At 68.7% G+C, this 26303-nt stretch carries 24 protein-coding genes and 1 tRNA gene; 17 read left to right on the top strand and 8 right to left on the bottom strand.

Features of this window, described 5'->3' with window-relative positions; all coding sequences use genetic code 11:
• Window positions 1-66 precede the first annotated feature (66 nt).
• The 7 genes from birA to ACO6VK_RS13405 all read left to right on the top strand — a co-directional run bounded on the left by birA (window position 67) and on the right by ACO6VK_RS13405 (window position 4557).
• Window positions 67-1047, top strand: coding sequence for a bifunctional biotin--[acetyl-CoA-carboxylase] ligase/biotin operon repressor BirA (gene birA / locus ACO6VK_RS13435; RefSeq protein WP_422507892.1), 981 nt, complete (start codon window positions 67-69; stop codon window positions 1045-1047).
• Window positions 1044-1775 carry a type III pantothenate kinase gene (locus tag ACO6VK_RS13430; protein ID WP_422507890.1) on the top strand — a complete coding sequence of 244 codons (732 nt, stop codon included), beginning with the start codon at window positions 1044-1046 and terminating at the stop codon, window positions 1773-1775. Before birA ends, ACO6VK_RS13430 begins: the two co-directional genes overlap by 4 nt.
• Before the next feature lie 49 nt (window positions 1776-1824).
• Window positions 1825-2607, top strand: a complete 783-nt coding sequence (locus tag ACO6VK_RS13425) for an SPOR domain-containing protein (RefSeq protein ID WP_422507888.1) — start codon at window positions 1825-1827, stop codon at window positions 2605-2607.
• A gap of 41 nt (window positions 2608-2648) precedes the next feature.
• Window positions 2649-2724: transfer RNA gene (locus ACO6VK_RS13420), tRNA-Thr, on the top strand.
• Window positions 2725-2864: 140 nt separating this feature from the next.
• Window positions 2865-3785, top strand: a complete 921-nt coding sequence (gene rocF / locus ACO6VK_RS13415; protein WP_422507886.1) for an arginase — start codon at window positions 2865-2867, stop codon at window positions 3783-3785.
• Between the two features lie 203 nt (window positions 3786-3988).
• Window positions 3989-4126, top strand: a complete 138-nt coding sequence (locus ACO6VK_RS13410; RefSeq protein ID WP_026070664.1) for an entericidin A/B family lipoprotein — start codon at window positions 3989-3991, stop codon at window positions 4124-4126.
• Window positions 4127-4335: 209 nt separating this feature from the next.
• Window positions 4336-4557, top strand: coding sequence for a CsbD family protein (locus ACO6VK_RS13405; RefSeq protein WP_282294988.1), 222 nt, complete (start codon window positions 4336-4338; stop codon window positions 4555-4557).
• A gap of 85 nt (window positions 4558-4642) precedes the next feature.
• Here ACO6VK_RS13405 and ACO6VK_RS13400 read toward each other — a convergent pair whose 3' ends face one another.
• Window positions 4643-5443 carry a hypothetical protein gene (locus tag ACO6VK_RS13400; protein ID WP_422507884.1) on the bottom strand — a complete coding sequence of 267 codons (801 nt, stop codon included), beginning with the start codon at window positions 5441-5443 and terminating at the stop codon, window positions 4643-4645.
• 107 nt (window positions 5444-5550) lie between these two features.
• Here ACO6VK_RS13400 and ACO6VK_RS13395 point away from each other — a divergent pair, with 107 nt between their 5' ends.
• From ACO6VK_RS13395 to ACO6VK_RS13380, 4 genes are all read left to right on the top strand, one after another.
• Window positions 5551-6846, top strand: a complete 1296-nt coding sequence (locus ACO6VK_RS13395; protein WP_422507882.1) for a tryptophan--tRNA ligase — start codon at window positions 5551-5553, stop codon at window positions 6844-6846.
• An 88-nt stretch (window positions 6847-6934) separates the two neighbouring features.
• A complete protein-coding gene (locus tag ACO6VK_RS13390; RefSeq protein ID WP_422507880.1) occupies window positions 6935-7273 on the top strand; it encodes a hypothetical protein in 339 nt (112 codons plus the stop codon).
• 39 nt (window positions 7274-7312) lie between these two features.
• Window positions 7313-8245: an MBL fold metallo-hydrolase gene (locus ACO6VK_RS13385; RefSeq protein ID WP_422507878.1), complete on the top strand. Its 933-nt coding sequence runs from the start codon at window positions 7313-7315 to the stop codon at window positions 8243-8245.
• Window positions 8246-8326: 81 nt separating this feature from the next.
• Window positions 8327-9979 carry a M28 family metallopeptidase gene (locus tag ACO6VK_RS13380; RefSeq protein WP_422507916.1) on the top strand — a complete coding sequence of 551 codons (1653 nt, stop codon included), beginning with the start codon at window positions 8327-8329 and terminating at the stop codon, window positions 9977-9979.
• A 3-nt stretch (window positions 9980-9982) separates the two neighbouring features.
• On the opposite strand, the gene ACO6VK_RS13375 is transcribed toward ACO6VK_RS13380, so the two are convergent.
• Window positions 9983-10567, bottom strand: a complete 585-nt coding sequence (locus ACO6VK_RS13375; protein ID WP_422507876.1) for a hypothetical protein — start codon at window positions 10565-10567, stop codon at window positions 9983-9985.
• A 30-nt stretch (window positions 10568-10597) separates the two neighbouring features.
• Complete coding sequence (locus tag ACO6VK_RS13370; protein WP_422507874.1) at window positions 10598-11941, bottom strand: MFS transporter; 1344 nt, start codon at window positions 11939-11941, stop codon at window positions 10598-10600.
• Window positions 11942-12136: 195 nt separating this feature from the next.
• Between ACO6VK_RS13370 and yedA the strand changes: the two genes are divergently transcribed.
• Window positions 12137-13036 carry a drug/metabolite exporter YedA gene (gene yedA, locus ACO6VK_RS13365; protein WP_422507872.1) on the top strand — a complete coding sequence of 300 codons (900 nt, stop codon included), beginning with the start codon at window positions 12137-12139 and terminating at the stop codon, window positions 13034-13036.
• Complete coding sequence (rarD, locus tag ACO6VK_RS13360) at window positions 13033-13941, top strand: EamA family transporter RarD (RefSeq protein WP_422507870.1); 909 nt, start codon at window positions 13033-13035, stop codon at window positions 13939-13941. Before yedA ends, rarD begins: the two co-directional genes overlap by 4 nt.
• Before the next feature lie 614 nt (window positions 13942-14555).
• Here the strand turns inward: rarD and ACO6VK_RS13355 are convergent.
• The 5 genes from ACO6VK_RS13355 to ACO6VK_RS13335 form a co-directional block, all read right to left on the bottom strand.
• Window positions 14556-17405 (bottom strand): TonB-dependent receptor plug domain-containing protein, encoded by a 2850-nt coding sequence (locus tag ACO6VK_RS13355; protein ID WP_422507868.1) that lies wholly within the window; start codon window positions 17403-17405, stop codon window positions 14556-14558.
• A 436-nt stretch (window positions 17406-17841) separates the two neighbouring features.
• Complete coding sequence (locus ACO6VK_RS13350; protein ID WP_422507866.1) at window positions 17842-19152, bottom strand: ABC transporter permease; 1311 nt, start codon at window positions 19150-19152, stop codon at window positions 17842-17844.
• Window positions 19153-19167: 15 nt separating this feature from the next.
• Window positions 19168-20325: an ABC transporter permease gene (locus tag ACO6VK_RS13345; protein ID WP_422507864.1), complete on the bottom strand. Its 1158-nt coding sequence runs from the start codon at window positions 20323-20325 to the stop codon at window positions 19168-19170.
• A 14-nt stretch (window positions 20326-20339) separates the two neighbouring features.
• Window positions 20340-21029 (bottom strand): ABC transporter ATP-binding protein, encoded by a 690-nt coding sequence (locus tag ACO6VK_RS13340; RefSeq protein ID WP_422507862.1) that lies wholly within the window; start codon window positions 21027-21029, stop codon window positions 20340-20342.
• A 156-nt stretch (window positions 21030-21185) separates the two neighbouring features.
• The gene (locus ACO6VK_RS13335; protein WP_422507860.1) at window positions 21186-22412 is read right to left on the bottom strand and encodes an efflux RND transporter periplasmic adaptor subunit; all 1227 of its coding nucleotides are present in this window, start codon (window positions 22410-22412) and stop codon (window positions 21186-21188) included.
• Between the two features lie 206 nt (window positions 22413-22618).
• On the opposite strand from ACO6VK_RS13335, the gene ACO6VK_RS13330 reads away from it, so the two are divergent.
• Genes ACO6VK_RS13330 through ACO6VK_RS13315 form a run of 4 tightly spaced genes read left to right on the top strand, consistent with a single transcriptional unit; the run spans window position 22619 to window position 26120 of the window.
• Window positions 22619-23518 carry an ABC transporter ATP-binding protein gene (locus ACO6VK_RS13330; RefSeq protein WP_422507858.1) on the top strand — a complete coding sequence of 300 codons (900 nt, stop codon included), beginning with the start codon at window positions 22619-22621 and terminating at the stop codon, window positions 23516-23518.
• Entirely contained in the window at window positions 23515-24276 is a 762-nt protein-coding gene (locus ACO6VK_RS13325) for an ABC transporter permease (RefSeq protein WP_422507856.1), read from the top strand. Before ACO6VK_RS13330 ends, ACO6VK_RS13325 begins: the two co-directional genes overlap by 4 nt.
• Before the next feature lie 6 nt (window positions 24277-24282).
• Window positions 24283-25521 carry a sensor histidine kinase gene (locus ACO6VK_RS13320; RefSeq protein WP_422507854.1) on the top strand — a complete coding sequence of 413 codons (1239 nt, stop codon included), beginning with the start codon at window positions 24283-24285 and terminating at the stop codon, window positions 25519-25521.
• Window positions 25518-26120 carry a response regulator gene (locus ACO6VK_RS13315; protein ID WP_422507852.1) on the top strand — a complete coding sequence of 201 codons (603 nt, stop codon included), beginning with the start codon at window positions 25518-25520 and terminating at the stop codon, window positions 26118-26120. The genes ACO6VK_RS13320 and ACO6VK_RS13315 overlap by 4 nt, the downstream gene beginning before the upstream one ends.
• Window positions 26121-26303: the final 183 nt, after the last annotated feature.

Genomic DNA, 26303 nt, shown 5'->3' with positions numbered 1-26303 from the left:
CCGGTATTGGAAGGCCCCGGCAGGCGCTGGCGGCGGCTTTCCCGCATAATTTTGTCCAGTAATCTGATGGAACCTGCCGTGGACGACCGCCAACTGCTGGCCAAACTGGGTGCCGGGCGCCTGTCCGGAGACGCCCTGGCGCGTGAGCTGGGGCAGACGCGCGCCGCCATTTGGAAGCGGATTCAAGGACTTAGGTCGGCCGGCATTGCGATTGAGGGGCGCGCCGGGGACGGTTACCAGTTGCAGCAGCCGCTGGATCTGCTCGACGCGGACACCCTCCGTGCGGCGCTGCCGGCGGCGGTCCTGCCACTGCTGGCCTCCCTGGACATTGCCTGGAGCGTGGGCTCCACCAACACCGAATTGCTGCGCTGCAGCGCGCCGCAGCGCGGGACAGCCGTGCTGCTGGCCGAGCGCCAGACCGGCGGTCGCGGCCGGCGTGGCCGTGAGTGGGCCTCACCTTTGGCCGCGCATGTGTACCTGTCGGTGCTGCGCGGCTTCGCCGGCGGCCTGTCGCGGCTGGGCGGCCTGAGCCTGGTGGCCGGCGTGGCCGTTGCCGAAGCGCTGCGTGCGCAGGGCATCGGCGAGGTGACGCTGAAGTGGCCGAACGATCTGGTCGTGAACGGCCACAAGCTCGGCGGCCTGCTGGTGGAAGGCGGCGGTGAATTCGCCGGCCCGGCACGGGCGGTGATCGGGCTGGGCGTCAACGTGCGCATGCCGGCCGACTACGCGGCGCAGATCACCCAGCCGTGGACCGACCTGGCCACCCTGGCCGGCGCGCAGGGCGTGGAGCGCAACGCGCTGGTCGCGGCGATCCTGGCGTCGCTGCTGCCGGCGCTGGAGGCGTTCGATGCCGATGGTCTGGCCCCGTTCCTGCCGCGCTATGCCGCGCTGGATGGATTGGCCGGGCGCGCGGTGCGGGTCGAGGAGGGCGGCCAGTGGATCGATGGCCACGCCTTGGGGCTGGCCGACGATGGCGCGCTGCGGGTGCGCACCGCACAGGGCGAGCGCGTGTTCCATGCCGGCGAAGTCAGCGTGAGGGCGCAATGAGCGACTGGTTGTTCGACCTGGGCAATTCGCGTTTCAAATTCGCACCGCTGCAGGGCGTGCGTGCCGGTGATGTACAGGCCTGGCCGCATGGCGCCGAGGCGATGCCCGACGATGCGCTGCAGGCGCTGCCGCAGGGCGACGTTGCCTATGTGGCCAGCGTTGCCGCGCCCGCGTTGACCCGCAGCATGCTCGAGGTGCTGCAGGCACGCTTCGGCCAGGTGCGGGTCGTGCGTACCGAGGCGCAGTGCGCCGGCGTGCGCGTTGCGTATGCCGATCCGACAAAATTCGGCGTGGACCGCTTCCTGGCACTGCTGGCCGTGGCCGAGCGTGGCGAGGCGGTGGTGGTTGCCGGGGTAGGTACCGCGTTGACCATCGACCTGCTCGACGCCGATGGCCTGCACCACGGCGGCCGTATCGCGGCGTCGCCGACCACGATGCGCGAGGCGTTGCATGCGCGCGCGGTGCAGTTGCCCGCCAGCGGGGGCGCGTACCATGCGTTCGCCACCGATACCGCCGACGCGCTCGCCTCCGGCTGCGATGGTGCGGCCGTGGCGCTGATCGAGCGCAGCCGCACCGAGGCGGCCGCGCTGCTCGGCCGGCTGCCCGCGCTGCTGGTGCATGGTGGCGGCGCACCGGCGTTGATGCCGCTGCTCGGCGATGCGCAGTTCCAGCCGGCGTTGGTGCTTGATGGTCTGGCCCGCTGGGCCGTGCACCACGCGCCACGCTGAGCCAGGCCAGGCCGCGCGCAATTCCCGCGCTTGGCCCTAGAATCCCTGCATGCTTACCCGTGCCCTGATTCTCGTCCTGGTCATCCTCAATCTGGGTGTCGCGCTGTGGTGGATGCTGCGCGGCGAACCCGCGGCTGCACCGCCTGCGGCACCTGCCGGCGTGGCGCAGCTTCAGCTGCTGCCCGGCAATGCGGTCGCGCCTGCGCCTGCCACCGCCGCAGCGGCGCCCGCATTGGCCGATGTCACCCCGGCCCCCGCACCTGCCCCCGTGGCCGCGCCGGAGGCGCCGAAGCCGGCGCCCACGCCAGCGGCCCCTGCGGTTGCGACGCCTGCGCCGGTTGCCGTTGCGCCGCCGGCTGCCGCCGGGCCGGCCCAGTGCGTCAGCCTGGGACCGTTCGCCGACCGCGCCAGCGCGCAGGCCGCGCAGGCCAAGGCTGGCGCCGGGCTGCGTGGCGCGCGCCTGCGCGAGGTCGCCGATGCCGGCGCCACGCGCTACCGGGTGCTGCTGCCATCGGCGGCCAGCCGTGAGGAGGCCCAGGCCACGGTCAAGCGCATCGTCGCGGCAGGCCTGAGCGATTACTACATCATCGGCCAGGGCGAGGAGGCCAACGCCATCGCCCTGGGCCAGTACCGCAACCGCGAAGGGGCCGAACGGCGCATGGCCGCCCTCAGCGCGGCCGGCTTCAACGCCCGCCTGGTGCCCAGTGGCGGCGATGGCAGCGCGCAGTGGTGGGTGGATGCGACCCTGGCCACCCCGGCCGACGCCGCCACGGTGCGCCAGCGCAGCGGCGCGGCGCAGCAACGCTCGCTGGACTGCGCGCGGGTGCGCTAGAATCCACGCTCCGCGACGGCAGCGCCGTTCGCCGTGCCGATGCCGGCATAGCTCAGTTGGTAGAGCAACCGCCTTGTAAGCGGTAGGTCCCCAGTTCGAATCCGGGTGCCGGCACCACCGACCAACGGTCGGTGGCTACCGATCGTCCGGTGCCTGCCACGATCGTCTGATGCTCCCCATGTTCAACTGCTGCAGCGCCGCGAGTCGCGCGCCGCCGTGCTGGCTAGACTGTGCTTCTTTGCACTGGAGCAGCAGCGATGGCGATGTATCCCCCCGTTTCCCTGATCGGCGTTCCCACCGACATCGGAGCAGGCCATCGTGGCGCAGGGCTGGGCCCGGACGCGCTGCGTATTGCCGGCCTTGGCGATGCCCTGGCCGCGCGCGGCGTGGATGTGCGCGACATCGGCAACCTGGATGGCCCGCGCAACCCGTGGACCGCGCCGGTGCACGGCTACCGCCACCTGGATGAAGTGGTGGCGTGGAACCGTGCGCTGATGGACGCCACCTACGCCGAACTGCAGGCCGGCCGCATGCCGATCATGCTCGGCGGCGACCATTGCCTGGGCATCGGGTCGATCACGGCGGTGGCGCGCTGGTGCCGCGAACAGGGCAAGACCCTGCGCGTGCTGTGGCTGGATGCGCACTCGGATTTCAATACCAGCGACGTCACGCCGTCGGGCAACGTGCACGGCATGCCGGTGGCCTGCCTGTGCGGGCTGGGCCCGGATGCGCTGACCCGGCTCGGCGGCGACGCCCCGGCGATCCGGCCGCAGCAGGTGCATCAGATCGGCATCCGCTCGGTGGACCAGGACGAGAAGCGCCTGATCAAGCAGCACCAGGTGGATGTGTACGACATGCGCTACATCGACGAGGCCGGCATGAAACGCACGATGGAAGCGGCGCTGCAGGGGATCGACGACACCACCCACCTGCACGTCAGCTTCGACGTGGACTTCCTCGACCCGAGCATCGCACCGGGCGTGGGCACCACCGTGCCGGGCGGCGTGAACTACCGCGAAGCGCAGCTGGTGATGGAAATGATCGCCGACACCGGGCGCATGGGCTCGCTGGACATCGTGGAGCTCAATCCGCTGCTGGACAACCGCAACACCACCGCAGAGCTGGCGGTGGACCTGGTGGAAAGCCTGTTCGGCAAATCGACGCTGATGCGCGATTGATCCTGCGGCGGCGCGCCTTTCCGGCGCGTGGCTGAATGCTGGCGGGGCGCGTTCACATTCGCTGCACGCCACTGCCGCCAGATTGCACTTCACGCGGCGGCAGTGTCGATTCGACCCCCGCCCCGCGATCGGGAAGAGGAGCATCGCTCGTCTGACAGGTGGACCGGATACCGGTGTTGAAGTTGATCAAACAGGAGAACCCCATGAAGCGTGTTATTGCACTGATGCTGTTGTCGATGTTCTCGGTGGCGATGCTGGCCGGCTGCAACACCGTTGCCGGCGCCGGCAAGGATGTACAGAAGGCAGGCGAGACGGTGGAAGACGCTGCCAAGGGCAACTGATCCCCGGATCGGACACCCAGAAAAAGGCCGGGATTTCCCGGCCTTTTTTGTTGTGCGTCGGGCCCGGGACTGACGGTTGACGTATCCCCGGTAGTGAACCATTCAAGCTCGTGAGCATCCGTTTCATCGCTGCTTGACCGCCACCGAACGCGCGCCTGCGCATTCTGTGCGTGCGGCGACGACGCCGTTGCAAACAAGGATGCCAACCCATGAACAAAGACATCATTTCCGGCAAGTGGACGCAGCTCAAGGGCAAGGCGCAGGCCAAGTGGGGCGACCTGACCGACGACGATTTCAAGGTGGCCGAGGGCAATGCCGAGTACCTGGCAGGCCGACTGCAGGAACGCTATGGCTGGGCGCGCGACCGCGCTGAAACCGAAGTCCGCGACTTCGAGAAAGCCATGCGCAAGGACTATCCGGATTTCCACTGACGCGGTACGCCGCGTGCAGTGAGGCGGCACGGCCGCCAGGGTATGAAACCAGGCGGGCCGCATTGCGCGGCCCGCCTTTTCTGTTTCAACGCGTGCGGTACGACGGCGGGTCGGGGACGTAGCCCTGCGGGAATGCCTGCGGCGCATCGTCGCGGCGCAGTGCGCGCCGGGGCATGACACCCCGTGCGATCAGATTGCGCTCGCTGTCGTAGCGCACGTCCAGCCGCTGTGTCGGCATGCGCGTGGCGCGGTCGAAAGTGGTGTTGTCCGCACGCGAATATTCGCGCGCACCGTGGCCGGTGCCAAGCTGCGGCGCGGGCGCCGCCACGCTGCGTGCGGAGGAGGCCATGTCGGCAGCCGCTTCGGCCTGCGGGGCCTCGCGCAGGATCGGGCGCGACGGTCGGGCGATCGGCGGTGCCGGCACGTAGCGGGCCGCTTCGCGGAACACGGCGATGCCGATCACGCCGATGTTGTCGGGGCGGTCGGTGCGCGCGGCGTAGCTGCGGCCGGGGTCGGTGAACACGAACTGGGCGACCTCGCGCGGGGACTTGCGCCAGCCGCTGATCTCCGCGCGCTGCCACGGGTCGAGCACATAGCCGGTCTGGCCGGGGGCGGCAACCTCGCCGGTGATGGCGTTCAGGCCGTCCACCGACAGCACCACCAGCACGCGCTCGTCGCTGTCGTTGCGCAACGCCACGCTGTAGCGGTGGCCCTGCTGGCCGGCGACCCAGCGCTGGGACCTGTCGTGGTACTGGCGCAGGGTGCGGCCGCTGTCGCGGTCCACCACCTCCAGGGATACCGGGCCGGCATCGGCGGGGGGCGCAACGACCGGCGTGAAGCCGCACAGCATCAGCGTGGCCAGCAGGGGCAGGATCAGGCGTTTCATGGCAGGCATCCGGGTTGGGGTACGGGATTGAACGCCCCACCCCGCCCAACGGGGTTGCGCGCGGGCAGGTAAACTGGGGGCGTTCAACTGTCCGTAACGATTCCCTCATGACCACCCGCGTTCTTACCGGCATCACCCCCTCCGGCACCCCCCACCTGGGCAACTACGTCGGCGCCATCCGTCCGGCCATTGCGGCCAGCCAGGCGTCCGGCATCGAAAGCTTCTTCTTCCTGGCCGACCTGCACAGCCTGATCAAGGCGCAGGAGCCGGCGCGGACCCAGCGCTCGACCCTGGAGATCGCGGCGAGCTGGCTGGCGTGTGGGCTGGACCCGGACAAGGTGTGGTTCTACCGGCAGAGCGACATCCCGGAAACCACCGAGCTGATGTGGTTCCTGACCGCCATCGCCAGCAAGGGCATCCTCAACCGCGCCCATGCCTACAAGGCGGCCGTGGACAAGAACCGCGAGGAGCAGCTCGACGACGATGCCGGCGTCAGCGCGGGTCTGTTCATGTACCCGGTGCTGATGGCGGCCGACATCCTGATCTTCAAGGCCAACCGCGTACCGGTCGGCCGTGACCAGATCCAGCACATCGAGATGGCGCGCGATTTTGCCCAGCGCTTCAACCACGTGTACGGCAAGGAGTATTTCCCGTTGCCGGAGGTGGTGATCGACGAGCAGGTGGCCACGCTGGCCGGCCTGGACGGCCGCAAGATGAGCAAGAGCTACCACAACACCATTCCGCTGTTCGCGCCGCGCGCGGAGCTGAAGAAGCTGGTGTTCTCCATCCTCACCGACTCGCGCGCACCGGGCGAGCCCAAGAGTACCGAGGGCTCGGCGCTGTTCCAGATGTACCAGGCCTTCGCCAGCGCCGAGCAGACCGCCGCGTTCGCCCAGGCCTTTGCCGACGGCATCGGCTGGGGCGAGGCCAAGCAGCAGCTGTTCGAGCGCATCGACGCCGAGCTGACCCCGCTGCGCGAGCGCTACGAGGCGCTGATGGCCGAGCCGGAGAAGATCGAGGCGCTGCTGCGTCGCCGTGGCCAGCAGCTGCGTGAGCAGTATGCGGTGCCGCTGCTGGCCGAACTGCGCCATGCGGTGGGTCTGCGCGATCTGTCCAGCGCCGGTGGCGTGGCCAGCGAAGACAGCAGCGAAGCGCGCGCGGCGCCGCCGATGTTCAAGCAGTACCGCGAGAAGGACGGCCGGTTCTACTTCAAGCTGCTGGCCGGCGACGGCAGCCTGCTGATCCAGAGCGAGGCCTTCGATTCGCCGCGTGACGCCGGCCAGCTGATCGGTGTGCTCAAGCAGACCACGCACGGCGATGGCCTGCAGAGCGAACTGTTCAAGGTCGAGGTCGACGTGGCGGTCGTGCTCGATGCCCTGCAGGTGTTGCGCGAGCAGGCCTGATCGCAGCGGTACCGGCCCGGTGCCGGTACCGGGCCGCCGGCGGCATCGGCGCATGGCATGATGCGGACATCCTGCACGGGAGACTGCAATGGCCTGGTTGTCGTTGGTGTTGTTCCTGCCCTGGTTTGTGCTGTTGGGAACGCTGTACTGGCTGTTTCCCCGCCAGCCGCGTGGCCCATCGCGCCGCCTGTTCGACGGCGTCGCGCTGGTGCTTGCCTTCGCCCTCAGCATCCTGGCGATGCTGTGGGGCCACCATCTCGGCGGGGTGCAGTCCGATGCCGGCCCGATCTGGCGACAGGTGCTGGCCGTGCTGTATGCCTACGGTGCGTTCCTGGCAGTGATGGTCGCTGCGATCCTGCTGCGCGGGCCGCTGCTGGCGCGGTGTTCGACCAAAGCCGCATCGAAGCCGGCGGCGGGTTCGCCCTAGACTGGGCGTGTTAGCCGATGTTCCGCCAGGGATGAGCCGATGACCTCCGACCCCAGCATCCACACCATCGATACCGCGTTCCAGCGCGACGATTTCGACGCCGCCTACCTGGTGGTCGAGAACGGGCGCGCCGCGTTCATCGACTGCGGTACCGGGTTGGCGGTGCCGGCCATGCTCAAGGCGCTGGCGCGCGCGGGCGTGGCAGCCGACGCCGTGGACTGGCTGGTGCTGACCCATGTGCATCTGGACCATGCCGGCGGCGCAGGCCTGCTGATGCAGCAGCTGCCCAACGCGATGCTCGTGGTGCACCCCCGTGGCGCCCCGCACATGGTCGATCCGGCCCGGCTGATTGCCGGCGCGACGGAGGTGTACGGCGAAGCGGAAATAAAGCGCAGCTACGGTCCGATCCTGGCGGTGCCGGCCGAACGCGTGGTGATTGCCGAGGATGGCCACCGCGTCGATCTTGCCGGGCGCGCGCTGGAGTGCGTGCACACGCCCGGCCACGCACGGCACCATCTGTGCGTGTGGGATGCGCGCAGCGCGAGCTGGTTCACCGGCGATACCTTCGGCCTGTCCTACCGCGAGCTGGACAGCGCGCGCGGTGCGTTCATCCTGCCCACCTCCTCGCCGGTGCAGTTCGAACCGGAGCCGCTGAAGCAGTCGATCGCGCGCCTGCTCGACCGTGCACCGCAGGCGATGTACCTCACCCATTACGGCCGCGTGGAAGACGTGCCGCGCCTGGCCGCCGACCTGGTCGAGCAGATCGATGCGATGACCGACATCGCGCGCCAGTGCGATGCACGGCCGGACCGCCATCGCTGCCTGGTGGCCGCACTGACCGCGCTGTACCTGGAGCGCGCGCAGGCCCACGGCTGCCCCCTGGATGATGCGGCGGTGACGCAGGCGCTGGCGATGGACATCGAGCTCAATGCGCAGGGCCTGGCCTGCTGGCTGGATCGCGACCGCCGTTGAGGGCGGCCGGGGCAGCGGTCATGCAGGTGTCACGTTACACTCGGGGCTTCCGTTTTCCGCCTGGTGTCTGCCGTGAATCCGATGCGCATGCTGCTGTTGTCGTCCTGTCTGTTCGTCGGCGGTCTGGCCCACGCGGCCAACGACCTGCCCGGTGGCGGCATCGACCCGGACGCGCTGTCGCGGCATGTGCGCATCCTTGCATCTGACGCGTTCGAAGGCCGCGCGCCGGCCTCGGCGGGCGAAGAGCGCACCGTCCAGTACCTGACCGACGAATTCCGCAAGTACGGCCTGCAGCCCGGTGGCGTGGATGGCACCTGGGTGCAGCCGGTGCCGATGGTGCGTGCGCAGGTCGATGGCCCGGTGCGCGCGCAGCTGCGCCAGAACGGCAATCTGCGTCCGCTGGCCAATGGCGAGGACGTGACGCTGCAGAGCCTGCGGCCGCAGGCGGCGGTGGACATCCAGGACGCGCCGCTGGTGTTCGTCGGCTACGGCATCGATGCGCCGGACCGGCAGTGGAACGACTACAAGGACGTCGACTTGCACGGCAAGATCGCCGTGGTGCTGATCAACGACGCCGATTTCGAGGCCGATGCGCCGGGCGCGTTCGATGGCAAGGCGGTGACCTACTACGGCCGATGGACCTACAAATTCGAGGAAGCCGCCCGGCGTGGCGCGCAGGGTGTGCTGATCGTGCATGAAACCGCGCCGGCCGCGTATGGCTGGGCCACGGTGAAGAGCTCGGGCACCTCGCCGCTGTTCGACATCGAGCGCACCCCCGAGCAGGCGCTGGCCCAGCACGTGCCGGTGCGCGGCTGGATGCAGCGCGCGCTGGCCGAGCAGCTGTTCCGCGATGCCGGCCTGGATTTCGAGGCCGAGAAGCGCCGCGCGATGACGCCTGCGTTCACTCCGGTCGCGCTTGGTGACGCGCGCCTGTCGGTGAACTTCAAGCTCAAGCGCGAGCAGGTGATCACCCGCAACGTGGTGGCCAAGCTGCCCGGCGGCGCGCATGCCGACGAAGCGGTGATCTTCTCCGCGCACTGGGATGCGTTCGGCATCGGCCAGCCCGACGCCAAGGGCGACCGCATCCGCCGTGGCGCGATCGACAACGCCACCGGCGTGGCCACCGTGCTGGAGCTGGGCCGGGTGTTCGCCGCCGGCCCGCAGCCGCAGCGCACGCTGTATTTCGTGGCGCTGACCGCCGAAGAGAAGGGCCTGCTCGGCGCCAGTTACTACGCCGCGCACCCGCTGGCGCCGCTGGACAAGACCGCCGCGGTGCTCAACATCGAGATGTTCAGTCCGGATGGCCCGACCCGCGACATCGCGTCGTGGGGCAAGGGCCGGGTCTCGCTGGAAGGCGACCTGGAGCGCGTGGCCAAGGCCCGCGGCCGCACCTACTCGCCGGACCCGAACCTGGAAGCCGGCTTCTTCTACCGCGCCGACCACTTCGCGTTCGCGCGCCTCGGCGTGCCGGCCATCACCATCGGCCCGGGGCTGGACATGACCGAGGGCGGGGTGGAAAAGGGCCGCGCGCTGCGCGATGCCTACTTCGCCGCGTGCTACCACCAGGCCTGCGACGCCTGGACCCCGAGCTGGGACGCCAGCGGCCACGCCGCCGACACCCTGCTGGTCTACGACCTGGGCGCGGAACTGGCCAACAGCCGCCGCTGGCCGCACTGGGAAGAGGGATCGGAGTTCCGCGCGGTGCGCGAGCAGAGCGAGTCGGCGCGCCGCTGACGCTCAGCGCCGGCGTGGCCCCCGGCGCGGCAGCGGATTGACCGTGCGCAGCGGACGGTGGTCGCGCAGCACATACCAGGCCGCCGCCAGCGCAGCCGCCGCGATGGCGACCTGGATGCTCTGCTGCACGATGAAGACGCCGGGCGACTGGTCATACCAGAGCCAGCGTGTGGGCCCCCGCTGGACGAGCGGGGCAACCCCCCGATACACCGCCAGCCCGACGCCCAGCATCACCCGCGCGGCGAAGGCGTGCAGTGCGATGAATGCGTACACGTGGGCGCGTCCGGCGCGCCGTTGGCTGGCGCGCTGCCGATACAGCGCCACGACGGTGAACAGCGCTGCCACCACCGCCACCCCGAACAGCCCCTGCGACAGCCGCGGCGCCCAGGCACGCACCTGCTTGTCGCGCTGCTCCAGCACCTCGCAGGCGCGCACGTGCGCCTGCATGTCAGCCGCGGTGGCAGGCGGCGCGTGGGGGCGCGGGTGGGTGTCGGGCACCGCCACGCCTGCCCGGCACTCGCGCGCCTCGCCCGGCGCCGGGACCCACAGTCCCAGCGCCATCACACCCCACAGCATCCATGCACGCACCGCTCGATTCCTTTCGTGTCGCGCCGCCGCTTACGGGTGCGTGCGGGTGCCATCCAGCCAGTTGGGGCCCTTGTTCTTCAGGAAGAACACATAGACCACCAGCGACACCGCGATCACCGCCGTGACATAGATGGCGAACGAGGTGACATGCCCGGTCTTCAACGCGCCCTGGTACAGCAGCGGGGCGGTGCCACCGAACAGCGAGTTGGCCACCGCGTAGCCGAAGCCCACGCCCAGTGCACGCACGTGGGTGGGGAACAGCTCGGCCTTCACCACGGCGTTGATCGAGGTGTAGCCGGTGAGGATGACAAAGCCGATCGCCAGCACCAGGAAGGCCATCAGCGGGTCGTGCTGGTTGGGCAGTTCGGTGATCAGGTACCAGGTGTACAGCACGCCGCCGATGCCGAAGAACACCAGCAGGCTCTTGCGCCCGACGATGTCCGACAGCCAGCCGCCGATCGGCTGCAGCACCATCAGGAAGGTCAGCACGCCGAGGTTGATCAGGGTGCCGGTCATCACGTCGTCGCCGGCGAAGGCGCTCTGGATCATCTTCGGCCCGTTGACCGAGTAGGTGTAGAACGCCACGGTGCCGCCGGCGGTGATCAGGAAGCACAGCAGCAGCGGCCGCCACTGGTGCACGAACAGCTCGTACATCGAGCCGGACGCCTTGGCCTTGCCGGTCTTGGCAGCCTCGATGGAGGCCTCGCCCAGCGACTCGTCCATCGTGCGGCGCAGCCAGAACACCACGATCGCTGCGATGCCGCCGATGCCGAAGGCGATGCGCCAGCCCCATTCGGAGATCTGCGGCTTGTCCCAGAAGGTGAGCATGGCCAGCAGCGTGAGCTGCGCCAGCACATGGCCGCCGACCAGGGTGACGTAGTGGAACGAGGACAGGAAGCCGCGCCGGCCGGGGATGGCCGCTTCGGACATGTAGGTGGCGCTGGTGCCGTACTCGCCGCCGGTGGCGAAGCCCTGCAGCAGGCGCGCGAACAGCAGGATCACCGCCGCCCAGATGCCGATCTGCGAGGCGGTGGGGGTAATGGCGATCAGGAACGAACAGGCGGCCATGACCGTCACCGAGACGGTCAGCGCCAGGCGGCGGCCGTAGCGGTCGGCGAAGCGGCCGAAGTACCACGCCCCGATCGGGCGCATCAGGAAGGTGGCGGCGAAGATCGCCCAGACATACAGGGTGGAGTTCTTGTCGGCGGCCGAGAAGAACTGCGATTCGAAGTACACCGCGAACACCGAGTAGACGTAGACGTCATACCACTCGACCAGATTGCCGGCCGAGCCTTTCAGGGTGTTGGAGATGGAGCGGCGCAGGGCGGCGCGGGAGGCGTCGTGCGGAATCGCCGGAGGAGAGGTCGTGCTCATGCAGGGTAGGGGTCCTGGCTGGGAAACGGTCGAACTGACCGGGCGGCAGCTCCTTGTTACCTTATCGCACGTCAACGACAGGTGCCCGCGCGACGCCGCCTGGCCCCCCGCAGCGGATACAGCATGCCGTTTGCCGGGGTGATCGCCGGCGACGCGGTGCCCTAGAATTCCCACTCCCCCGGATGGTGGTGTGCCATGTCTTCACCTGAACCCGCAGCGGCTGCTCCCCGGAGCGGCCTTGTCGTACTTGCCTTGTTGCTGGTTTACGTGGTCTGGGGGTCCACCTATCTCGGTATCCGGCTGGCGCTGGAAGGCGGCGCGCTGCCGTTGACGACCGTGTCCGGCGCGCGCTTCATCATCGCCGGCTCGCTGATGTACGCGGTGCTGCGCTGGCGCGGCATGCCGGCGCCGACCCGGCGGCAGTGGCGCAACCTGGGGATCATGGGCCTGACCATGCTGGTGCTGGGCAACGGCATGGTGGTGCTGGCCGAGCGCACGGTGTCCTCGGGCCTGGCGGCCACCGCCGTGGCCTCGGTGCCGCTGTGGATGGCGCTGTTCGCCGCGATGCGCGGCCAGCATGCCAGCCGTGGCGAATGGCTGGGCATCGCGATCGGCTTCCTCGGCGTGGTCTGGCTCAACGCCGGCAGCAGCCTGACCGCCTCGCCGCAGGGGCTGATCCTGCTGCTGGTCGCCCCCATCGGCTGGGCCTTCGGATCGATCTGGGCGCGCGGGCTGGACCTGCCCAGCCCGTTCATGACGGCGGCCGGGCAGATGCTCTGCGGTGGCGTGATGCTGGTGGCGCTGGGCCTGGCAACCGGTGAGCGTCCCACCACCTGGCCCTCCCTCAATGGCCTGGCGGCGGTGGCCTACCTGTGTGTGTTCGGGTCGATCGTGGCGTTCACCGCGTACGTGTGGCTGCTGCACAACGTGCGCCCCGCGCTGGTGGCCAGCTATGCCTACGTCAATCCGGTGATCGCGGTGATCCTGGGGGTGATCATCGGCAACGAGCACTTCGGCAGCCACGACCTGCTGGCGATGGCGGTGATCCTGGCCGGCGTGGTGGTGCTGACCCTGGCCCGGACGCGCGCGAAATGAGCCTGCAGCCGCAGCACAGCCTGCAGGAACAACGCCGCGGGTTGGCGATCACCGCGTTCACCTTCACCCTGTGGGGTCTGGTGCCGGTCTACTGGCACCTGCTCAAGGCGGTGCCGTCGCAGCAGATCATCGCCCACCGCATCATCTGGAGCACGGTGCTGGTGGTGGCCTGGCTGCTGCTGAGCGTGGGCACCGGCTGGTGGAAGGCAATCGCCGCGCAGAAGCGGGCATTGCCGACACTGGCGCTGAGCAGCCTGGCGATCGCGTTCAACTGGGGCCTGTACATCTGGGCGATCAACGCCGGGCATGTGATCGAAACCAGCCTGGGCTACTTCATCAACCCGCTGGTCAGCGTGTTGCTGGGCGTGGTGGTGCTCAAGGAGCGCCTGTACCGCCTGCAATGGCTGGCGGTGGGCTGCGCGGGGCTGGGCGTGGCCTGGCTGACCATCGACGCAGGAACGCCGCCGTGGATCGCGCTGGGGCTGGCCTGTTCGTTCGGCCTGTACGGCCTGCTGCGCAAACTGATTTCGGTCGACCCGGTGGCGGGGCTGGGCGTGGAGAGCCTGTACCTGTTCCTGCCGGCCATCGGCTTCGCGCTGTGGAGCGAGAACGGGCACGGCGGCGGCTTCTTCGGGGGATGGGGCTGGCAGAACGATGCGCTGCTGATCCTGGGCGGCGCGGTCACGGCCTTGCCGTTGATCGGCTTCGCCTACGGGGTCAAACGCATTCCGTTGTCGCTGGTCGGCATCCTGCAGTACATCGCACCGAGCCTGGGCCTGCTGCTGGGCGTGTTCTTCTTCCGCGAACCGTTCGACACCGCCAAGGCAATCGGCTTCGCTGCGATCTGGACCGGCCTGGCGCTGTTCATCGGCGACAGCGTGTGGCGGTCGCGCAAAGCCGCCTGACGCCAGCGGCCGGTTCAACCCGGCGGCCGTCGGCGGATTGCCGGCCCCGATCATTGCCGCGCTGCGCGCACGTAGAGCCGGGTTCTACCCGGCTGCCGTTGGCGGATTACCGGCCCCGATCATTGCCGCGCCGCGCACCCGTAGAGCCGGGTTCTACCCGGCTGCCGTTGGCGGATCACCGGCCCCGATCATTGCCGCGCTGCGCACCCGTAGAGCCGGGTTCTACCCGGCTGCCGTTGGTGAATTGCCAGCCCCGATCATTGCCGCGCTGCGCGCGGCCAGCCGACCAACGGTCGGCTCTACCCGGGGATTCGCCGCGCACCCGTAGAGCCGGGTTCTACCCGGCTGCCGTTGGTGGATCATCGGCCCCGATCATTGCCGCGCTGCGCACCCGTAGAGCCGGGTTCTACCCGGCTGCCGTTGGCGGATTGCCCGCCCCGATCATTGCCGCGCTGTGCGCGGCCAGCCGACCAACGGTCGGCTCTACCCGGCTGCAGTTGGCGGATTACCGGCCCCGATCATTGCCGCGCGCAAAAAAAAGACGGCGCCCGAGGGCGCCGCCTTACTTCCATCAACGGCTTGGAGAGAGTAAGCCGTGGATCAGAAACGCTGGATCAGAAACGCTGCTGGTACTTCATGTACATGAAGCGGCCGATGTCGAAGCCACCGTAGTAGGTGAAGCTGCTGTTCGGCTGGCTGTACATGATCGGACCCTGATGGTTGAACACGTTGTTCACGCCCATCGACACGGTGCCGTTCCACGGCAGCACGTAACGCACCTGCAGGTCGTGGAAGGTGTTGGAGCCCACCTTGTTGCTCGGCTGCGCGTCGGTGTAGACCGAGTTGAAGTCCGGCAGGTTGCATTCCGGGCCGCCGGTCAGGTCGTACGAGCACTTCTCCTTCATGCTGGAGTAGTAGCGCGCAGTCCAGCCGATGCCCAGGTTGCCGTAGGTCCAGTCCACGTTGAGGTTGGAACGCACGCGGAAGTTGCCGGCCCAACCGGTGAACTGTTCGACCGGCGTGGTGTCGATGTTGTCGCTCTTGCGCTCCAGGTAATCCACATAGGTGGTGTTCCAGGAGATCGCGAACTTGCCGATCGCCAGTTCCGGCAGGCGGTAGCGCACGCTGAGGTCATAGCCGGCGGTTTCCTGGAAACCGGCGTTGTTCAGGGTGCGGTCCAGTGCGGTGACCTGGCCGATGTTCTTGCCCGAGGTCGAACGGGTGAAGCGGCCGCAGGCCGACTGGTTGCCCTGGATGTAGCACTGGTTGAGGATGTCCGTTGCCGACTCACCCACGATCACGTTGTTGATGCGGATCTTCCACCAGTCCAGGCTCAGGTCCAGGCCGGAGACGAATTCCGGGCTGTAGACCACGCCCACGGTCCAGGTCTTGGCGGTTTCCGGCTTCAGCTCCGGGTTGGAACCCGAGTTGAAATCGGTGGTCGCCTGCTGGCCCGGCACCATTGCATTGCTGCCATCGGCGCTCTGCTGGCGGAAGCTCGCCGGCACGTTGACCGCGCAGCGCGCAGCGACGTCGGGGCTCTTGGCCGCCGCGCCGAACAGCGTGTCGCACGGGTCGGTGAACGAATCGCGCGTGGTCACGGTGCCGCCGTAGAGGTCATCCACGGTCGGCGCACGGAACCCGGTGCCGTAGGTGGCGCGCACCAGCAGGCTGTCGATCGGCTTCCACTTCAGGCCGAACTTGCTGTTGGTGGTGGCACCGAAGTTGTTGTAGTCCGAGTAGCGACCGGCCAGGTCCAGCGACAGTTCGCGGGCAAAGGCCATGTCGGCCAGCAGCGGCACCTGGAACTCCAGGTACACCTCGTTGAGCGAGTAGTCGCCGCGGGTCGGCTTGCCGCTGGTACCGGCGATCTGGCCGTTCTGCACCATCAGGTCGGGGGTGTAGCTGGCTTCTTCGCTGCGGTGCTCGAAGCCCATCGCACCCATGATGTCACCGGCCGGCAGCGAGAACAGCGAACCGGAGATGTTCGCGCTGGCCACCTTGGTGGTGCTCTGGATCTTGTCCACGTAACGGGTGAACAGGAAATCCTGCACGTCCTGGCGGCTCAGCGAACCGGCGCTGTTGGAGCCCATCGGCGCCAGCGGGTTCCACGGGGTGCAGCCGGCGATGACGTTGCCGACGGTGCCGCAGTGCGCCACGCCCTGGCTGTCGATGAACGACGGGCCGACGGCCAGGTTCACGTTCGGCTGGTACATGCTGCCCGTGCCGATGCGCTCGCCTTCATTGCGGTTGTACATGTAGCTGACGTTCCAGTCCCAGTAACGCGAACCGGTTTCGAAGCTGCCTTCCAGACCCAGGCTGGCGCGCTTGGTGGTCAGGTTGTTCTCGGTACCGCGCGGCATTTCCTCGGTGCGGTGCGCGAACAGCACGTCCTGGCCCCAATGGTTGAACGCGCTGTCCTTGGACAGGGCGGCACGGGTGCCGTTGCGGGCCTGTGCGGCCGAGACCGAGTACGGGTAGCCGGCCAGCTGCTTGGTCGACTCGCGCTCGCTGTACAGCGCGTCGGCGACGATGCGCAGGTTGTCGGTGATGGAGAAACCACCGTTGGCGTACACCGACGTGCGCTGCAGGCCGGTGAGCAGGCTCATGTTGCTCTTGGCGTTGCTGTCGTTGGCCTTGTCGACCGGCTTGAAGTTGCCTGCCTGCGACGGATCGCCGCCCGGGCCGACGCTGATGTTGGTGCCACCGACGGTGGCGTAGCCCCACTCGGTGATGCCGCTCAGGCCGTCGGTCGGGTGTGCCGGGCCGTTCGGGTAGGCGGTGAACTCACGCGCGCTGCCCAGCACCGGGTCTTCGTCGGTGTACTCGCCACCCACGGTGAACCAGCCGCGATCGAAGGTCTTGCCGAAGGTCGCGCTGTAGGAGGTCTTCTGACCGTCGCCCTGGCCGTACTGGCCGACGTAGGCGTTGACTTCAGCGCCGTCGAAGTTCTTGCGGGTAATGATGTTGACCACACCGGCGATGGCGTCCGAGCCGTACAGCGCCGAGGCGCCGTCGGTCAGCACTTCCACGCGGTCCACGATCGAGGACGGGATCGAGGCCAGGTCGGAGTAACCGCCGGCGCTCACGCCCATGCGACGGCCGTCGATCAGCACCAGGCTGCGTTCCGGACCCAGGTTGCGCAGGCTGACGTACATGCCGCCGAAGTCGCGCGAGGAGGTCAGCGAAGACGCACGGCTCATGCTCGGCGAACCGGCGGCGGTGACGTCCTGCAGGATGTCGGCAACGTTGACGTAGCCCTTCTTCTCGATCTCGGCGCGGTTCAGCGCCACGACCGGCTGCGCGGTTTCCACGCTGGCCTGGCGGATGCGCGAACCGGTGATTTCAATGCGGTCGAGGTTGGTGGTGCCGTCCGCGGCACTCTGTGCGAAGGCGGGGGCACTGCAGCTGGCGACAAGCGCGATGGCGATCGCGTTGCGCAGCGGATTGGTCTTCAAATACATCCGTGCGTTCTCTTTCTCAAAAAAATCGTTCGCCCTGAGGGGCGGCGTGGGGACAACACCACGACGTGGGGGGCGGGATTCTAATGACTTTTCAAAATTTTTACTTTCATCTGAAAGCATGAAAAACGCCTTAAATGAACACGCGCTGACAAATGCGCGCATTCAGAAGAAACCTTTTTCATCTACGCGCATCGGTGCACGTAGACGCGCGCCGCCACGACACGTGGACGCATCCATAGCGGCGAGTGCGTGCGCATCTTGAACGCCTGCGACACTGCACCGCACCCTGAAAAACAAGCGGTATCGTGCACCACGCTGCGCAACTAAACGCGCAGTGAACACCTCTCCAAAAAAAAGAACCGCACGCTTGCGCATGCGGTTTCATCATTGCTATTTAGTGCGCGCGCCTGCGCACGCGGGTGCATTGCCAGTGCCGTCAACCGTCGCGCAGGGCGGTGGTGATCGGCAGGCGTGCCGCACGCAGTGCCGGGAACAGGCCACCGACCAGACCGATGCCGAGTGCCCACTTCAACCCGCTCCATAGCAGTTCCGGCGAGACCTTGAACTGGAACACCACCTGGCTGAAGTTGCTGCCGATGGTGGACACGCTGTAGCCGTTGAAGATCGCCCACGCCACCGCGCAGCCCAGCAACCCGCCGAGCAGGGCGAGCAGCATGGTCTCCAGCATCACTGCGGTGACCACCGGCAGGCCGCGGAAGCCGATCGCACGCATCGTGGCGATCTCGCGGGCGCGGGTGGCCACAGCGGCATACATGGTGTTGAGCGCGCCGAACACCGCGCCGATCGCCATGATCGCGCCGATCACGGTGCCGAGCACGCTGATCAACGTGCTGAGACCACCGCCCTGCTTGGCGTAGTAGGCACGGGTGGTTTCCACGTCGAGCTTGAGCCGGGGGTCGCCGGCGACCGCCGCCTTGAACTGCTCGAAGCCGGCCTTGCCCTCGGTGCGTACGCTGATCGACTGCCAGGCGCTGCGCTGGTAGGTGGCGGCCAGGGTCTCCGCGTCGGTCCACAGTTCGGACTCGTGCGCGTCACCGGAGGCGAACACGCCCACCACCGTCCAGGCCTGGTTGCCCAGGGTCAACGTCTTGCCAATGTCCAGCCCCTGGAACTGCGCCTGCGCGCCCTTGCCGACCACGATCTCGCGCAGGCCGGTGTTGAAGCGGCGGCCTTCGATGATCTTCATCTTGTCGTGTACCGCCCACGCCATCTCGCCAACCCCGCGGAACTGCGCGTTGACGTCGGTGCCATCGGCCCTGGAGGCCACGTTGACCACCTGCGACAGTTCCGGCGAGATCAGCGCGCGTCCCTGCGCGTCCTTGGCCACGCCCGGCAGCGTGGACAACAGCGGCACCTGGTCGCGGGTGATGACCGAGTTGGTCTCGGCCTGCGAGCCACCGCGCAGCACGATGGCGGTGCTGTCATCGCCGGTGCTGTTGAGCGTGGCCTGGAAGCCTTCGCCCATCGCCAGCATGGCCACCAGCACGCCGACCACACCGGCGATGCCGACCACGATCACCGAGGAGGCACCCCACCGCTGCGGCAGGCTGGCAATGCCGATGCGGGTGGCCGCCAGTGCCAGGCGCCCGCTGCGGGTGACCGCCAGCCACACCAGAATCGCCACGGCGACGACGAGCACGCCGAACCACGGCAGCGCGACCCAGACCGCCAGGCCGACGGCCAGCAGCAGGATCGACAGTGCGTTTCCCATCCAATGCTTCTTCATGTCGTTCTCCTGGGCTCAACGCCCGGCCAATGCGTCGACGATCTTCAGCCGCTTGGCGCGCAGCGCCGGCAGCAGGCCCACCACCACGCCGATGACCAGGATCAGGCCGATGCCCATGAGCCAGGTCTGCAGCGGTACCTGCGGTGGCAGCAGGCCCATCGTCATCGGCGCGAGGATCGGCAGCACGAGGGCGGCCAGCCCCATCCCGATCGCACCGCCCAGGCCGATCAGCAGGATCGCCTCGACCATCACCAGCACCAGCACGGTCGCATCCTGGAAGCCCAGGGTCTTGAGCGTGGCCAGTTCGGGGATGCGCTCGCGCACCGCCTGCGCCATCGTGTTGCCGGTGAGCAGCAGCAGGGTGAAGAACACCGCGCCCATGATCGAGGTGACGATCATGCCGATGTCGGCGAACTGCTTGACGAAGGCCTGCTGGAACGCCGACTCGGTCTGCGACTTGGTTTCGTGGTCGGAGTTGGCCGAGATCGCGTCGATGGCCTGCGCCACCCGCGAGGCATGGTCGGGGTTGTCCAGCGTCACCGTGTACCAGCTCACCTGGTTCTTGATGTAGTCGTTGGATTCGTCGAAGTACTTCCAGTTCATCATCAACTGTCGTTCTTCATTGGCCGCCAGTGCCCGGTCCTTGGAGCGGTAGATGCCGACCAGCTGCAGCGGCCAGTCGTTGCTGCCACCGCGTGGGAAGATCGTGGCCTGCAGCGGAATGGTGTCGCCGATCTTCCAGCCGAACTCCTTGGCCAGGCTCTCACCCACCACCGCGCCGGTGCGGGTGTCCTGGAAGGCCTTGAGCTGGGCCGGTGGCAGCTGCAGTTCGCGGTAGACGTCGAAGTAGTTGGGCGCCACCGAGAAATTGGCGAAGAAGTTCTTCGGGTCCCGGTAGATGCCGCCAAACCACATGGCCGAGGTCACGTCGCGCACGCCGTCCACCTGGCGGATCTGCGGGTCCAGCCGGATCGGCAGGGATTGGGTGATCGACAGGCGCGAGGTGACCACCAGGCGGTTCACGCCTTCGACACTGCCGCCGGAGGTGAAGGCCACGCGCACCGAGTCGAGCATGCCGAACAGCAGGAAGGCGGCCACCACCGACAGCAGCGTCAGCAGGGTGCGGGTCTTGCTGCGGAACAGCTGGGCCCACACCAGCGAGAGGTATTTCATCGCGGCATCCTCCGTCAGTGGGCCGCTGGCGCGTCGGCCAGTTCGCCCTTGTCCAGGTGCACGGTGTGGGTGGCGTACTCGGCGGCCTTGGGATCGTGGGTGACCATGATGATGGTCTTGCCGTGCTCGCGGTTGAGCTGCTGCAGCAGCTGCAGGATCTCCTCGGCGGACTGGCGGTCCAGGTCGCCGGTGGGCTCGTCGCAGATCAGGAAGGTGGGATCGGAGACGATGGCCCGGGCGATCGCCACGCGCTGCTGCTGGCCACCGGAGAGTTCGTTGGGCCGGTGGCTGCGGCGATCGGCCAGGCCGACCAGGGTCAGCGCGATCTCGGCATTGCGCTTGCGCTGGGCCGCGCCGAGGTGGGTCAGCAGCAGCGGCAGTTCCACGTTCTTCTGTGCGGTCAGCATCGGCATCAGGTTGTAGAACTGGAACACGAAGCCGACATGGTGACTGCGCCACGTCGACAGCTGGCCGCCGCTCATCTGGTCGATGCGCTCGCCCTCGATCTCGATCTCGCCGCCGCTGGGCGTGTCCAGCCCACCGATCAGGTTCAGCAGGGTGGTCTTGCCCGAGCCGGAGGGACCCATCAGCGCGACGAAATCGCCGCGCTGGATGTCCAGGTGGATGCCGTGCAGCACCTGCACCTTCTCGGGGCCGCGCTGGTAGGTCTTGGTGATGTTGCGGAGCGAAACCAGGGTGGACATGGGCGGTTCTCCGGAGATCGTTGGAAAGGGGGCAGGCGCGCGCCGTGGCGACACGCGGGAATCGCACATCGCGCCGCCACCGGAACCACGCCGGGGCCGCGTACACGCATCGGCGGGCGGGCGGCAGGACAGGCGCCTGCCGCGGGCCTCAGGCCGTCATTGCTTTTCCACGACCTTGCTGCCGTCGCGCAGTTCCGCCGGCGGGTCGGTGACCACCACCTCACCCGCGCGCAGGCCGGCGGTGACCTGGCGGTCGTTGTTCAACACCGTGCCGGGGGTGACCGTGCGCTGCTGCACGCGCTGGTCCTCGCCCACCACGAAGGCCACGGTCTGCTGGCCGCGTTCGACCAGGGCCGACGCCGGCGCACGCACGCCCTTGGGCGCGGCCGCCTGGGGCTTGGCCGCTTCCAGGAAGCTCACCCGCACACCCATCTCCGGCACGATGCGCGGGTCCTTGGTCTTCAGCGCCACACGCACTTTGACGGTGGCCTTGCCGCGATCGGCGGTGGGGATGATCGCGATCACTTCGCCGGGAATCTTCCAGTCCGGGTAGGCATTGAGGGTGGCTTCGACCGGCATCTTCGGCTGCACGCGGCCGATGAAGGCCTCGCCGACCTCGACCTCGATCTCCAGCGAATCCATGTCCACGATGGTGCCGATACCGGTGCGGGTGAACCCGCCGCCGGCCGACAGCGGCGACACGATCTCGCCGGGCTGCGCGGACTTGGCGGTCACCACGCCGGAGAACGGCGCGCGCACGATGTTGTTGTCCACACCCAGGTCGGCGATGGCCAACGCATCGCTGGCGACGCTGGTGTTGCGCTGGGCGGTGCGCAGCTGTGCGCGCAGGCTCTCGCGCTGGGCGATGGCCAGGTCGTACTGCGAGCGCGACACCAGCTGCTGGCCGACCAGCGACTGCAGGCGCCCGGCCTCGGCATCGGCCTGGGCCACCTGGGCCTGCAGGCCGGCCAGCTGGCTGCGCGCGGCCTCCAGCTGCGACGCCGACAGGCTGCGCTGGGCGTTGGCGTCGATCGGGTCCAGCGTCGCCATGACCTGGCCTTCCTCCACGCGCATGCCTTCTTCGATCATCACCTCGCGGACCTTGCCGGTGATCTTGGCCGACACCGTGGCCATGCGCCGGGCCACCACGTAGCCACTGGCATCAAGCACGGTGCTGCTGCTGCCGCCCTGGCCCATCGCCACCACCGGCGCGGTGGTCACCTCGATCGGGCGCTCGCGGCCGGCGACGAACCAGCCGATCGCGCCGAGCAACAGCACCGCCACCACCGCCAGCACGATCCACCGGCCGCGCCCGGACGAGGGCGGCGGCGGGGTCTTGCGGTCGATGCGGAGTTCCTTGAGCAGTTCAGCAGATGCGTTCATCGTGAGCCTGGACGGGGAATCGGGCCGAGTGTGACCGCAACGGCGGGCCTCGGGCAATCCGGCAGGGGCGCCGGGTGGTGCACAGCATGCGCGCACGACTGGCGCAGCGTCAGTGACAGCTGTCACCCGCATGCGCTGACGACGGCCACTGTCCGGGGCAAAGGCGACAGCGGAGGCTGTCCCCATCCCGTCCCGGAGCGTGTCCCATGTCCGATCCCGTTGCGTCTCCCCTGGCCCGGCTGCACCAGGCGCAGGTTCACTATGGTGCCGTGGCCGCGCTGCAGGGTGTGGGGTTTTCGCTGCATCGCGGCGAGATCCTCGCGCTGCTGGGTCGCAACGGGGCCGGCAAGAGCACGGCGATCTCCGTCCTGCTGGGTCTGCGCCGCCTGGATGCCGGCATTGCCGAGCTGCTCGGGGGCGATCCGCAGGACCGCGCCAGCCGCGCGGGCATCGGCGTGATGCTGCAGAGCACCGCGTTGCCGCCGGTGCTGCAGGTGGCTGAACTGATCGACCTGGCGCGGGTCTGTTACGCCGATCCCCGTCCGCTGGACGAGTGCCTGGCGCTGGCCGGCCTCACCGACCTGGCATCGCGCCGCTACGGCCGGCTGTCCGGCGGGCAGCAACGCCGGGTGCAGTTCGCCATCGCCATCTGCGGCCGGCCGCGCCTGCTGTTCCTCGATGAACCCACCACCGGCCTGGACATCCAGGCCCGGCAGGCACTGTGGCAGGCGATCCGGCAGCTGGCCGGCGAGGGCTGCGGGGTGCTGCTGACCACGCACTATCTGGAGGAAGCCGAGGCGCTGGCGCAGCGCGTGGTGGTCATCGAGCAGGGGCGGGTGCTGGCCGATGGCCCGCTGGCGCAGTTCCGCCCGCAGCGTGCACCACGAAGAATCCGCTGCCGCAGCACGCTCGACGCGGAGGCAGTGCAGCACTGGCCGGGCGTCCGCGAGGTGCAGCGCGATGGCCTGAACCTGCAGCTGCTCGCTGAGCCGGCCGAGCCGGTGGTGGCGCGGCTGCTTGCCGAAGATCCGCACCTGCAGGACCTGGAAGTGCATGGCGGCGGCCTGGCCGACGCCTTCGTCGAACTGACCCGGGAGGCCGCATGAACACCGTCCCCACCGCTACACCCGCCCTCGCCGCGGCATGGCCGATCTACCGTGCCGAGATCCGCTGCGAGCTGCGCCGCGCCTGGCGCTACCCGGGCTTCGTGGTGCCATCGCTGTTGTTCCCGGTGCTGTTCTATTCGTTGTTCGGCGTGCTGCTCGGCCGCGGCTACGCACCGGTGTATCTGCTGGCCACCTACTGCGTGTTCGGTGCGATGGCGCCGGCGCTGTTCGGCTTTGGTGTGCAGCTGGCGCTGGACCGCGAGGGTGGCCTGCTCACGCTCAAGCGTGCGCTGCCGATGCCGCCAATGGCGCCGCTGCTGGCGCGGCTGTTGATGACGGTGCTGTTTGCGGTGCTGGTGGCCACGCTGCTGATCGCCGTGGCGGTCGCTGCCGGCGTGGCGGTCACGCCGTGGGCGGCGGTGCACCTGCTGGCCGTCGCGGCGTTCGCAGCGTTGCCGATGGGCGCCATCGGCCTGCTGATCGGCAGCCACGTCGGTGCGGGTGCGGCGCCGGCCGTGGTCAACCTGGTCTACCTGCCGCTGGCCCTGCTGTCCGGGCTATGGCTGCCGCTGTCGATGCTGCCGCCGTTGTTCACCACGCTCGCGCCGCTCTGGCCAACCTGGCACCTGGCGCAGCTGGCATTGCCGGCGATGGGCCAGCCGGCGCAGGGCAGCGCGTGGGTGCACGTCGCGGTGTTGCTGGGTATCACCGCCGTGGCCCTGGCGCTGGCACGGCGCCGCCTGCGGCGCATGGGCTGAAATGGCATGATCGCGCCTGACCCACCCCGTCTGGAGCCGCCCGTGACATCGCGCTGGATTGCTACGCTGCTGCGGCCTGCGCCGGACTCGTCGGTGGCCGACAACCTGCGCCGTGGCAAACCGGCCTGGGCCGATGCGGTCCACCTGCTGTGGACCGGCTGGGTGTTCTTCACCCCGATCTTCGGCACCGGCTATTCCTGGCGGTGGTTCTGGCTGACGGTGCTGACCTACCCGGTGTTTCTGGCGTTGTACGGCCGCCTGCTGCTGGCCCCGCGCCACCACGGGCCGCGCTATGCGCTGGCGATGGTGGCGATGGGGCTGGCGCTGCTGCCGTGGTATCCGTCCGGGATCAGCTATTTCATCTTCGGCTGCGTGATGTTGCGCACCTGCCGCGAGGGTGGCCTGTGGCGCTACCTGCTGCAGCTGCTGGCGCTCAACGCGGTGTTCGTCGGCATCGCGCTGTGGGTGGGGTATCAATGGCAGCTGGTGGTGTGGATTCCGTCGATGGCCTTGATCATCGGCATCATCGTCAACGTCGAGAGCCTCAACAAGGAACGCGACGCGGCGTTGCAGCTGTCGCAGGAAGAGGTGCGGCGGCTGGCCGCCACCGCCGAGCGCGAGCGCATCGGCCGCGACCTGCACGACCTGCTTGGCCACACCCTGTCGCTGATCACCTTGAAGCTGGAGCTCTCGCGCAAGCTGTTCGACCGTGATCCGGAGGCGTCGCGTCGCGAGGTCACCGAAGCCGAGACGATCGCCCGCCAGGCGCTGGCGGAAGTGCGCAGCGCGGTGACCGGCATCCGCGCCAGCGACCTGGCCGCCGAGCTGGCATCGGCGCGGCTGCTGCTGGAGTGCCAGCACGTGCACCTGCACTACACGCCACCGCCACCGATGCCGGTGGAGATCGAGCGTGCGCTGTCGCTGGTGCTGCGCGAGGCGGCCACCAACATCGCCCGGCACGCGCAGGCGCACCAGGCCTGGGTGCAGTTCGAGCAGGACGGCCGCACCCTGCTGATGCAGATCCGCGACGACGGCCGCGGCGGCGTGCAGACCGATGGCAACGGCCTCAGCGGCATGCGTGAGCGTGTGGCGGCGCTGCGTGGCACGCTGCTGCTGCAGTCGGTACGGGGTGAGGGCACCTGCATTTCGGTGCGGATCACCTTGCCGGCGGCCACCACCGCCGTCGCCGCGCTGCCGGTCACGCCTGCTGGGCCAACGCCGCTGTCGGCGGGAGGCGCGCCATGATCCGCATCGTGTTGGCCGAAGACCAGGCGATGGTGCGGGGCGCGCTGTCGGCGCTGCTCGGGCTGGAAGCCGACATCGAGGTGCTGGGCAGCGCGGCCGATGGCGAGGAAGCGTGGCGGATGCTGCAGCAGTTCACCCCGGACGTCCTGGTGACCGACATCGAGATGCCGGGCCTGTCCGGCCTGGAACTGGCCCAGCGCATCGCCCGTCACGCGCTGCCGATCAAGGTGGTGATCGTCACCACGTTCGCCCGCTCGGGCTTCCTGCGCCGCGCGCTGGATGCCGGTGTGTGCGGCTACCTGCTCAAGGATGCGCCCGCCGACCACCTGGCCGACGCACTGCGCCAGGTGCAGCGCGGTGGCCGCGCGATCGACCCGCAACTGGCCCTGGACGCGTGGTCGCAGGCCGACCCGCTCAACGACCGCGAACGCCAGGTACTGCGCCTGGCGGGCGACGGCCGCTCGGCCAGCGAGATCGCCACCCAGCTCGGGCTGTCGCACGGCACCGTGCGCAACTACCTGTCCGAGTGCATCGGCAAGCTGGGCGTGGCCAACCGCATCGAAGCCCACCGGCTGGCACGACAGAAGGGCTGGCTGTAGGCGCTGCCGACCGGAACCGGGTGGGTGGTTGCGGACCGAAACCCGACCGGTGGGTGCCGACGAAGCCCGACCGGTGGTTGCGGACCGAAACCCGACCGGTGGGTGCCGACCGTTGGTCGGCACGCTCTTGCCCCTCAGCAGCCCGGCGCTTCGCGCCGTCGCCCGAACAGCGGTCGGGCGCCA

Source organism: Stenotrophomonas sp. GZD-301, assembly GCF_049310345.1.
Classification (GTDB): Bacteria; Pseudomonadota; Gammaproteobacteria; order Xanthomonadales; family Xanthomonadaceae; genus Stenotrophomonas.
Note: the sequence above shows the minus strand (reverse complement) of the source record. Positions and strands in the feature narration are given on the sequence as shown.

What these genes read in the sequence shown, in the direction of transcription:
- ACO6VK_RS13350 (WP_422507866.1), bottom strand. Translation starts at nt 19,152, where the DNA reads ATGAAGAAGCATTGGATGGGAAACGCACTGTCGATCCTGCTGCTGGCC.
- ACO6VK_RS13395 (WP_422507882.1), top strand. Translation starts at nt 5,551, where the DNA reads ATGACCACCCGCGTTCTTACCGGCATCACCCCCTCCGGCACCCCCCAC.
- ACO6VK_RS13380 (WP_422507916.1), top strand. Translation starts at nt 8,327, where the DNA reads ATGCGCATGCTGCTGTTGTCGTCCTGTCTGTTCGTCGGCGGTCTGGCC.
- ACO6VK_RS13325 (WP_422507856.1), top strand. Translation starts at nt 23,515, where the DNA reads ATGAACACCGTCCCCACCGCTACACCCGCCCTCGCCGCGGCATGGCCG.
- rarD (WP_422507870.1), top strand. Translation starts at nt 13,033, where the DNA reads ATGAGCCTGCAGCCGCAGCACAGCCTGCAGGAACAACGCCGCGGGTTG.
- ACO6VK_RS13425 (WP_422507888.1), top strand. Translation starts at nt 1,825, where the DNA reads ATGCTTACCCGTGCCCTGATTCTCGTCCTGGTCATCCTCAATCTGGGT.
- ACO6VK_RS13430 (WP_422507890.1), top strand. Translation starts at nt 1,044, where the DNA reads ATGAGCGACTGGTTGTTCGACCTGGGCAATTCGCGTTTCAAATTCGCA.
- ACO6VK_RS13355 (WP_422507868.1), bottom strand. Translation starts at nt 17,405, where the DNA reads ATGTATTTGAAGACCAATCCGCTGCGCAACGCGATCGCCATCGCGCTT.
- ACO6VK_RS13345 (WP_422507864.1), bottom strand. Translation starts at nt 20,325, where the DNA reads ATGAAATACCTCTCGCTGGTGTGGGCCCAGCTGTTCCGCAGCAAGACC.
- ACO6VK_RS13335 (WP_422507860.1), bottom strand. Translation starts at nt 22,412, where the DNA reads ATGAACGCATCTGCTGAACTGCTCAAGGAACTCCGCATCGACCGCAAG.
- ACO6VK_RS13370 (WP_422507874.1), bottom strand. Translation starts at nt 11,941, where the DNA reads ATGAGCACGACCTCTCCTCCGGCGATTCCGCACGACGCCTCCCGCGCC.
- ACO6VK_RS13330 (WP_422507858.1), top strand. Translation starts at nt 22,619, where the DNA reads ATGTCCGATCCCGTTGCGTCTCCCCTGGCCCGGCTGCACCAGGCGCAG.
- ACO6VK_RS13400 (WP_422507884.1), bottom strand. Translation starts at nt 5,443, where the DNA reads ATGAAACGCCTGATCCTGCCCCTGCTGGCCACGCTGATGCTGTGCGGC.
- birA (WP_422507892.1), top strand. Translation starts at nt 67, where the DNA reads ATGGAACCTGCCGTGGACGACCGCCAACTGCTGGCCAAACTGGGTGCC.
- ACO6VK_RS13340 (WP_422507862.1), bottom strand. Translation starts at nt 21,029, where the DNA reads ATGTCCACCCTGGTTTCGCTCCGCAACATCACCAAGACCTACCAGCGC.
- ACO6VK_RS13410 (WP_026070664.1), top strand. Translation starts at nt 3,989, where the DNA reads ATGAAGCGTGTTATTGCACTGATGCTGTTGTCGATGTTCTCGGTGGCG.
- ACO6VK_RS13320 (WP_422507854.1), top strand. Translation starts at nt 24,283, where the DNA reads ATGATCGCGCCTGACCCACCCCGTCTGGAGCCGCCCGTGACATCGCGC.
- rocF (WP_422507886.1), top strand. Translation starts at nt 2,865, where the DNA reads ATGGCGATGTATCCCCCCGTTTCCCTGATCGGCGTTCCCACCGACATC.
- ACO6VK_RS13385 (WP_422507878.1), top strand. Translation starts at nt 7,313, where the DNA reads ATGACCTCCGACCCCAGCATCCACACCATCGATACCGCGTTCCAGCGC.
- yedA (WP_422507872.1), top strand. Translation starts at nt 12,137, where the DNA reads ATGTCTTCACCTGAACCCGCAGCGGCTGCTCCCCGGAGCGGCCTTGTC.
- ACO6VK_RS13390 (WP_422507880.1), top strand. Translation starts at nt 6,935, where the DNA reads ATGGCCTGGTTGTCGTTGGTGTTGTTCCTGCCCTGGTTTGTGCTGTTG.
- ACO6VK_RS13315 (WP_422507852.1), top strand. Translation starts at nt 25,518, where the DNA reads ATGATCCGCATCGTGTTGGCCGAAGACCAGGCGATGGTGCGGGGCGCG.
- ACO6VK_RS13405 (WP_282294988.1), top strand. Translation starts at nt 4,336, where the DNA reads ATGAACAAAGACATCATTTCCGGCAAGTGGACGCAGCTCAAGGGCAAG.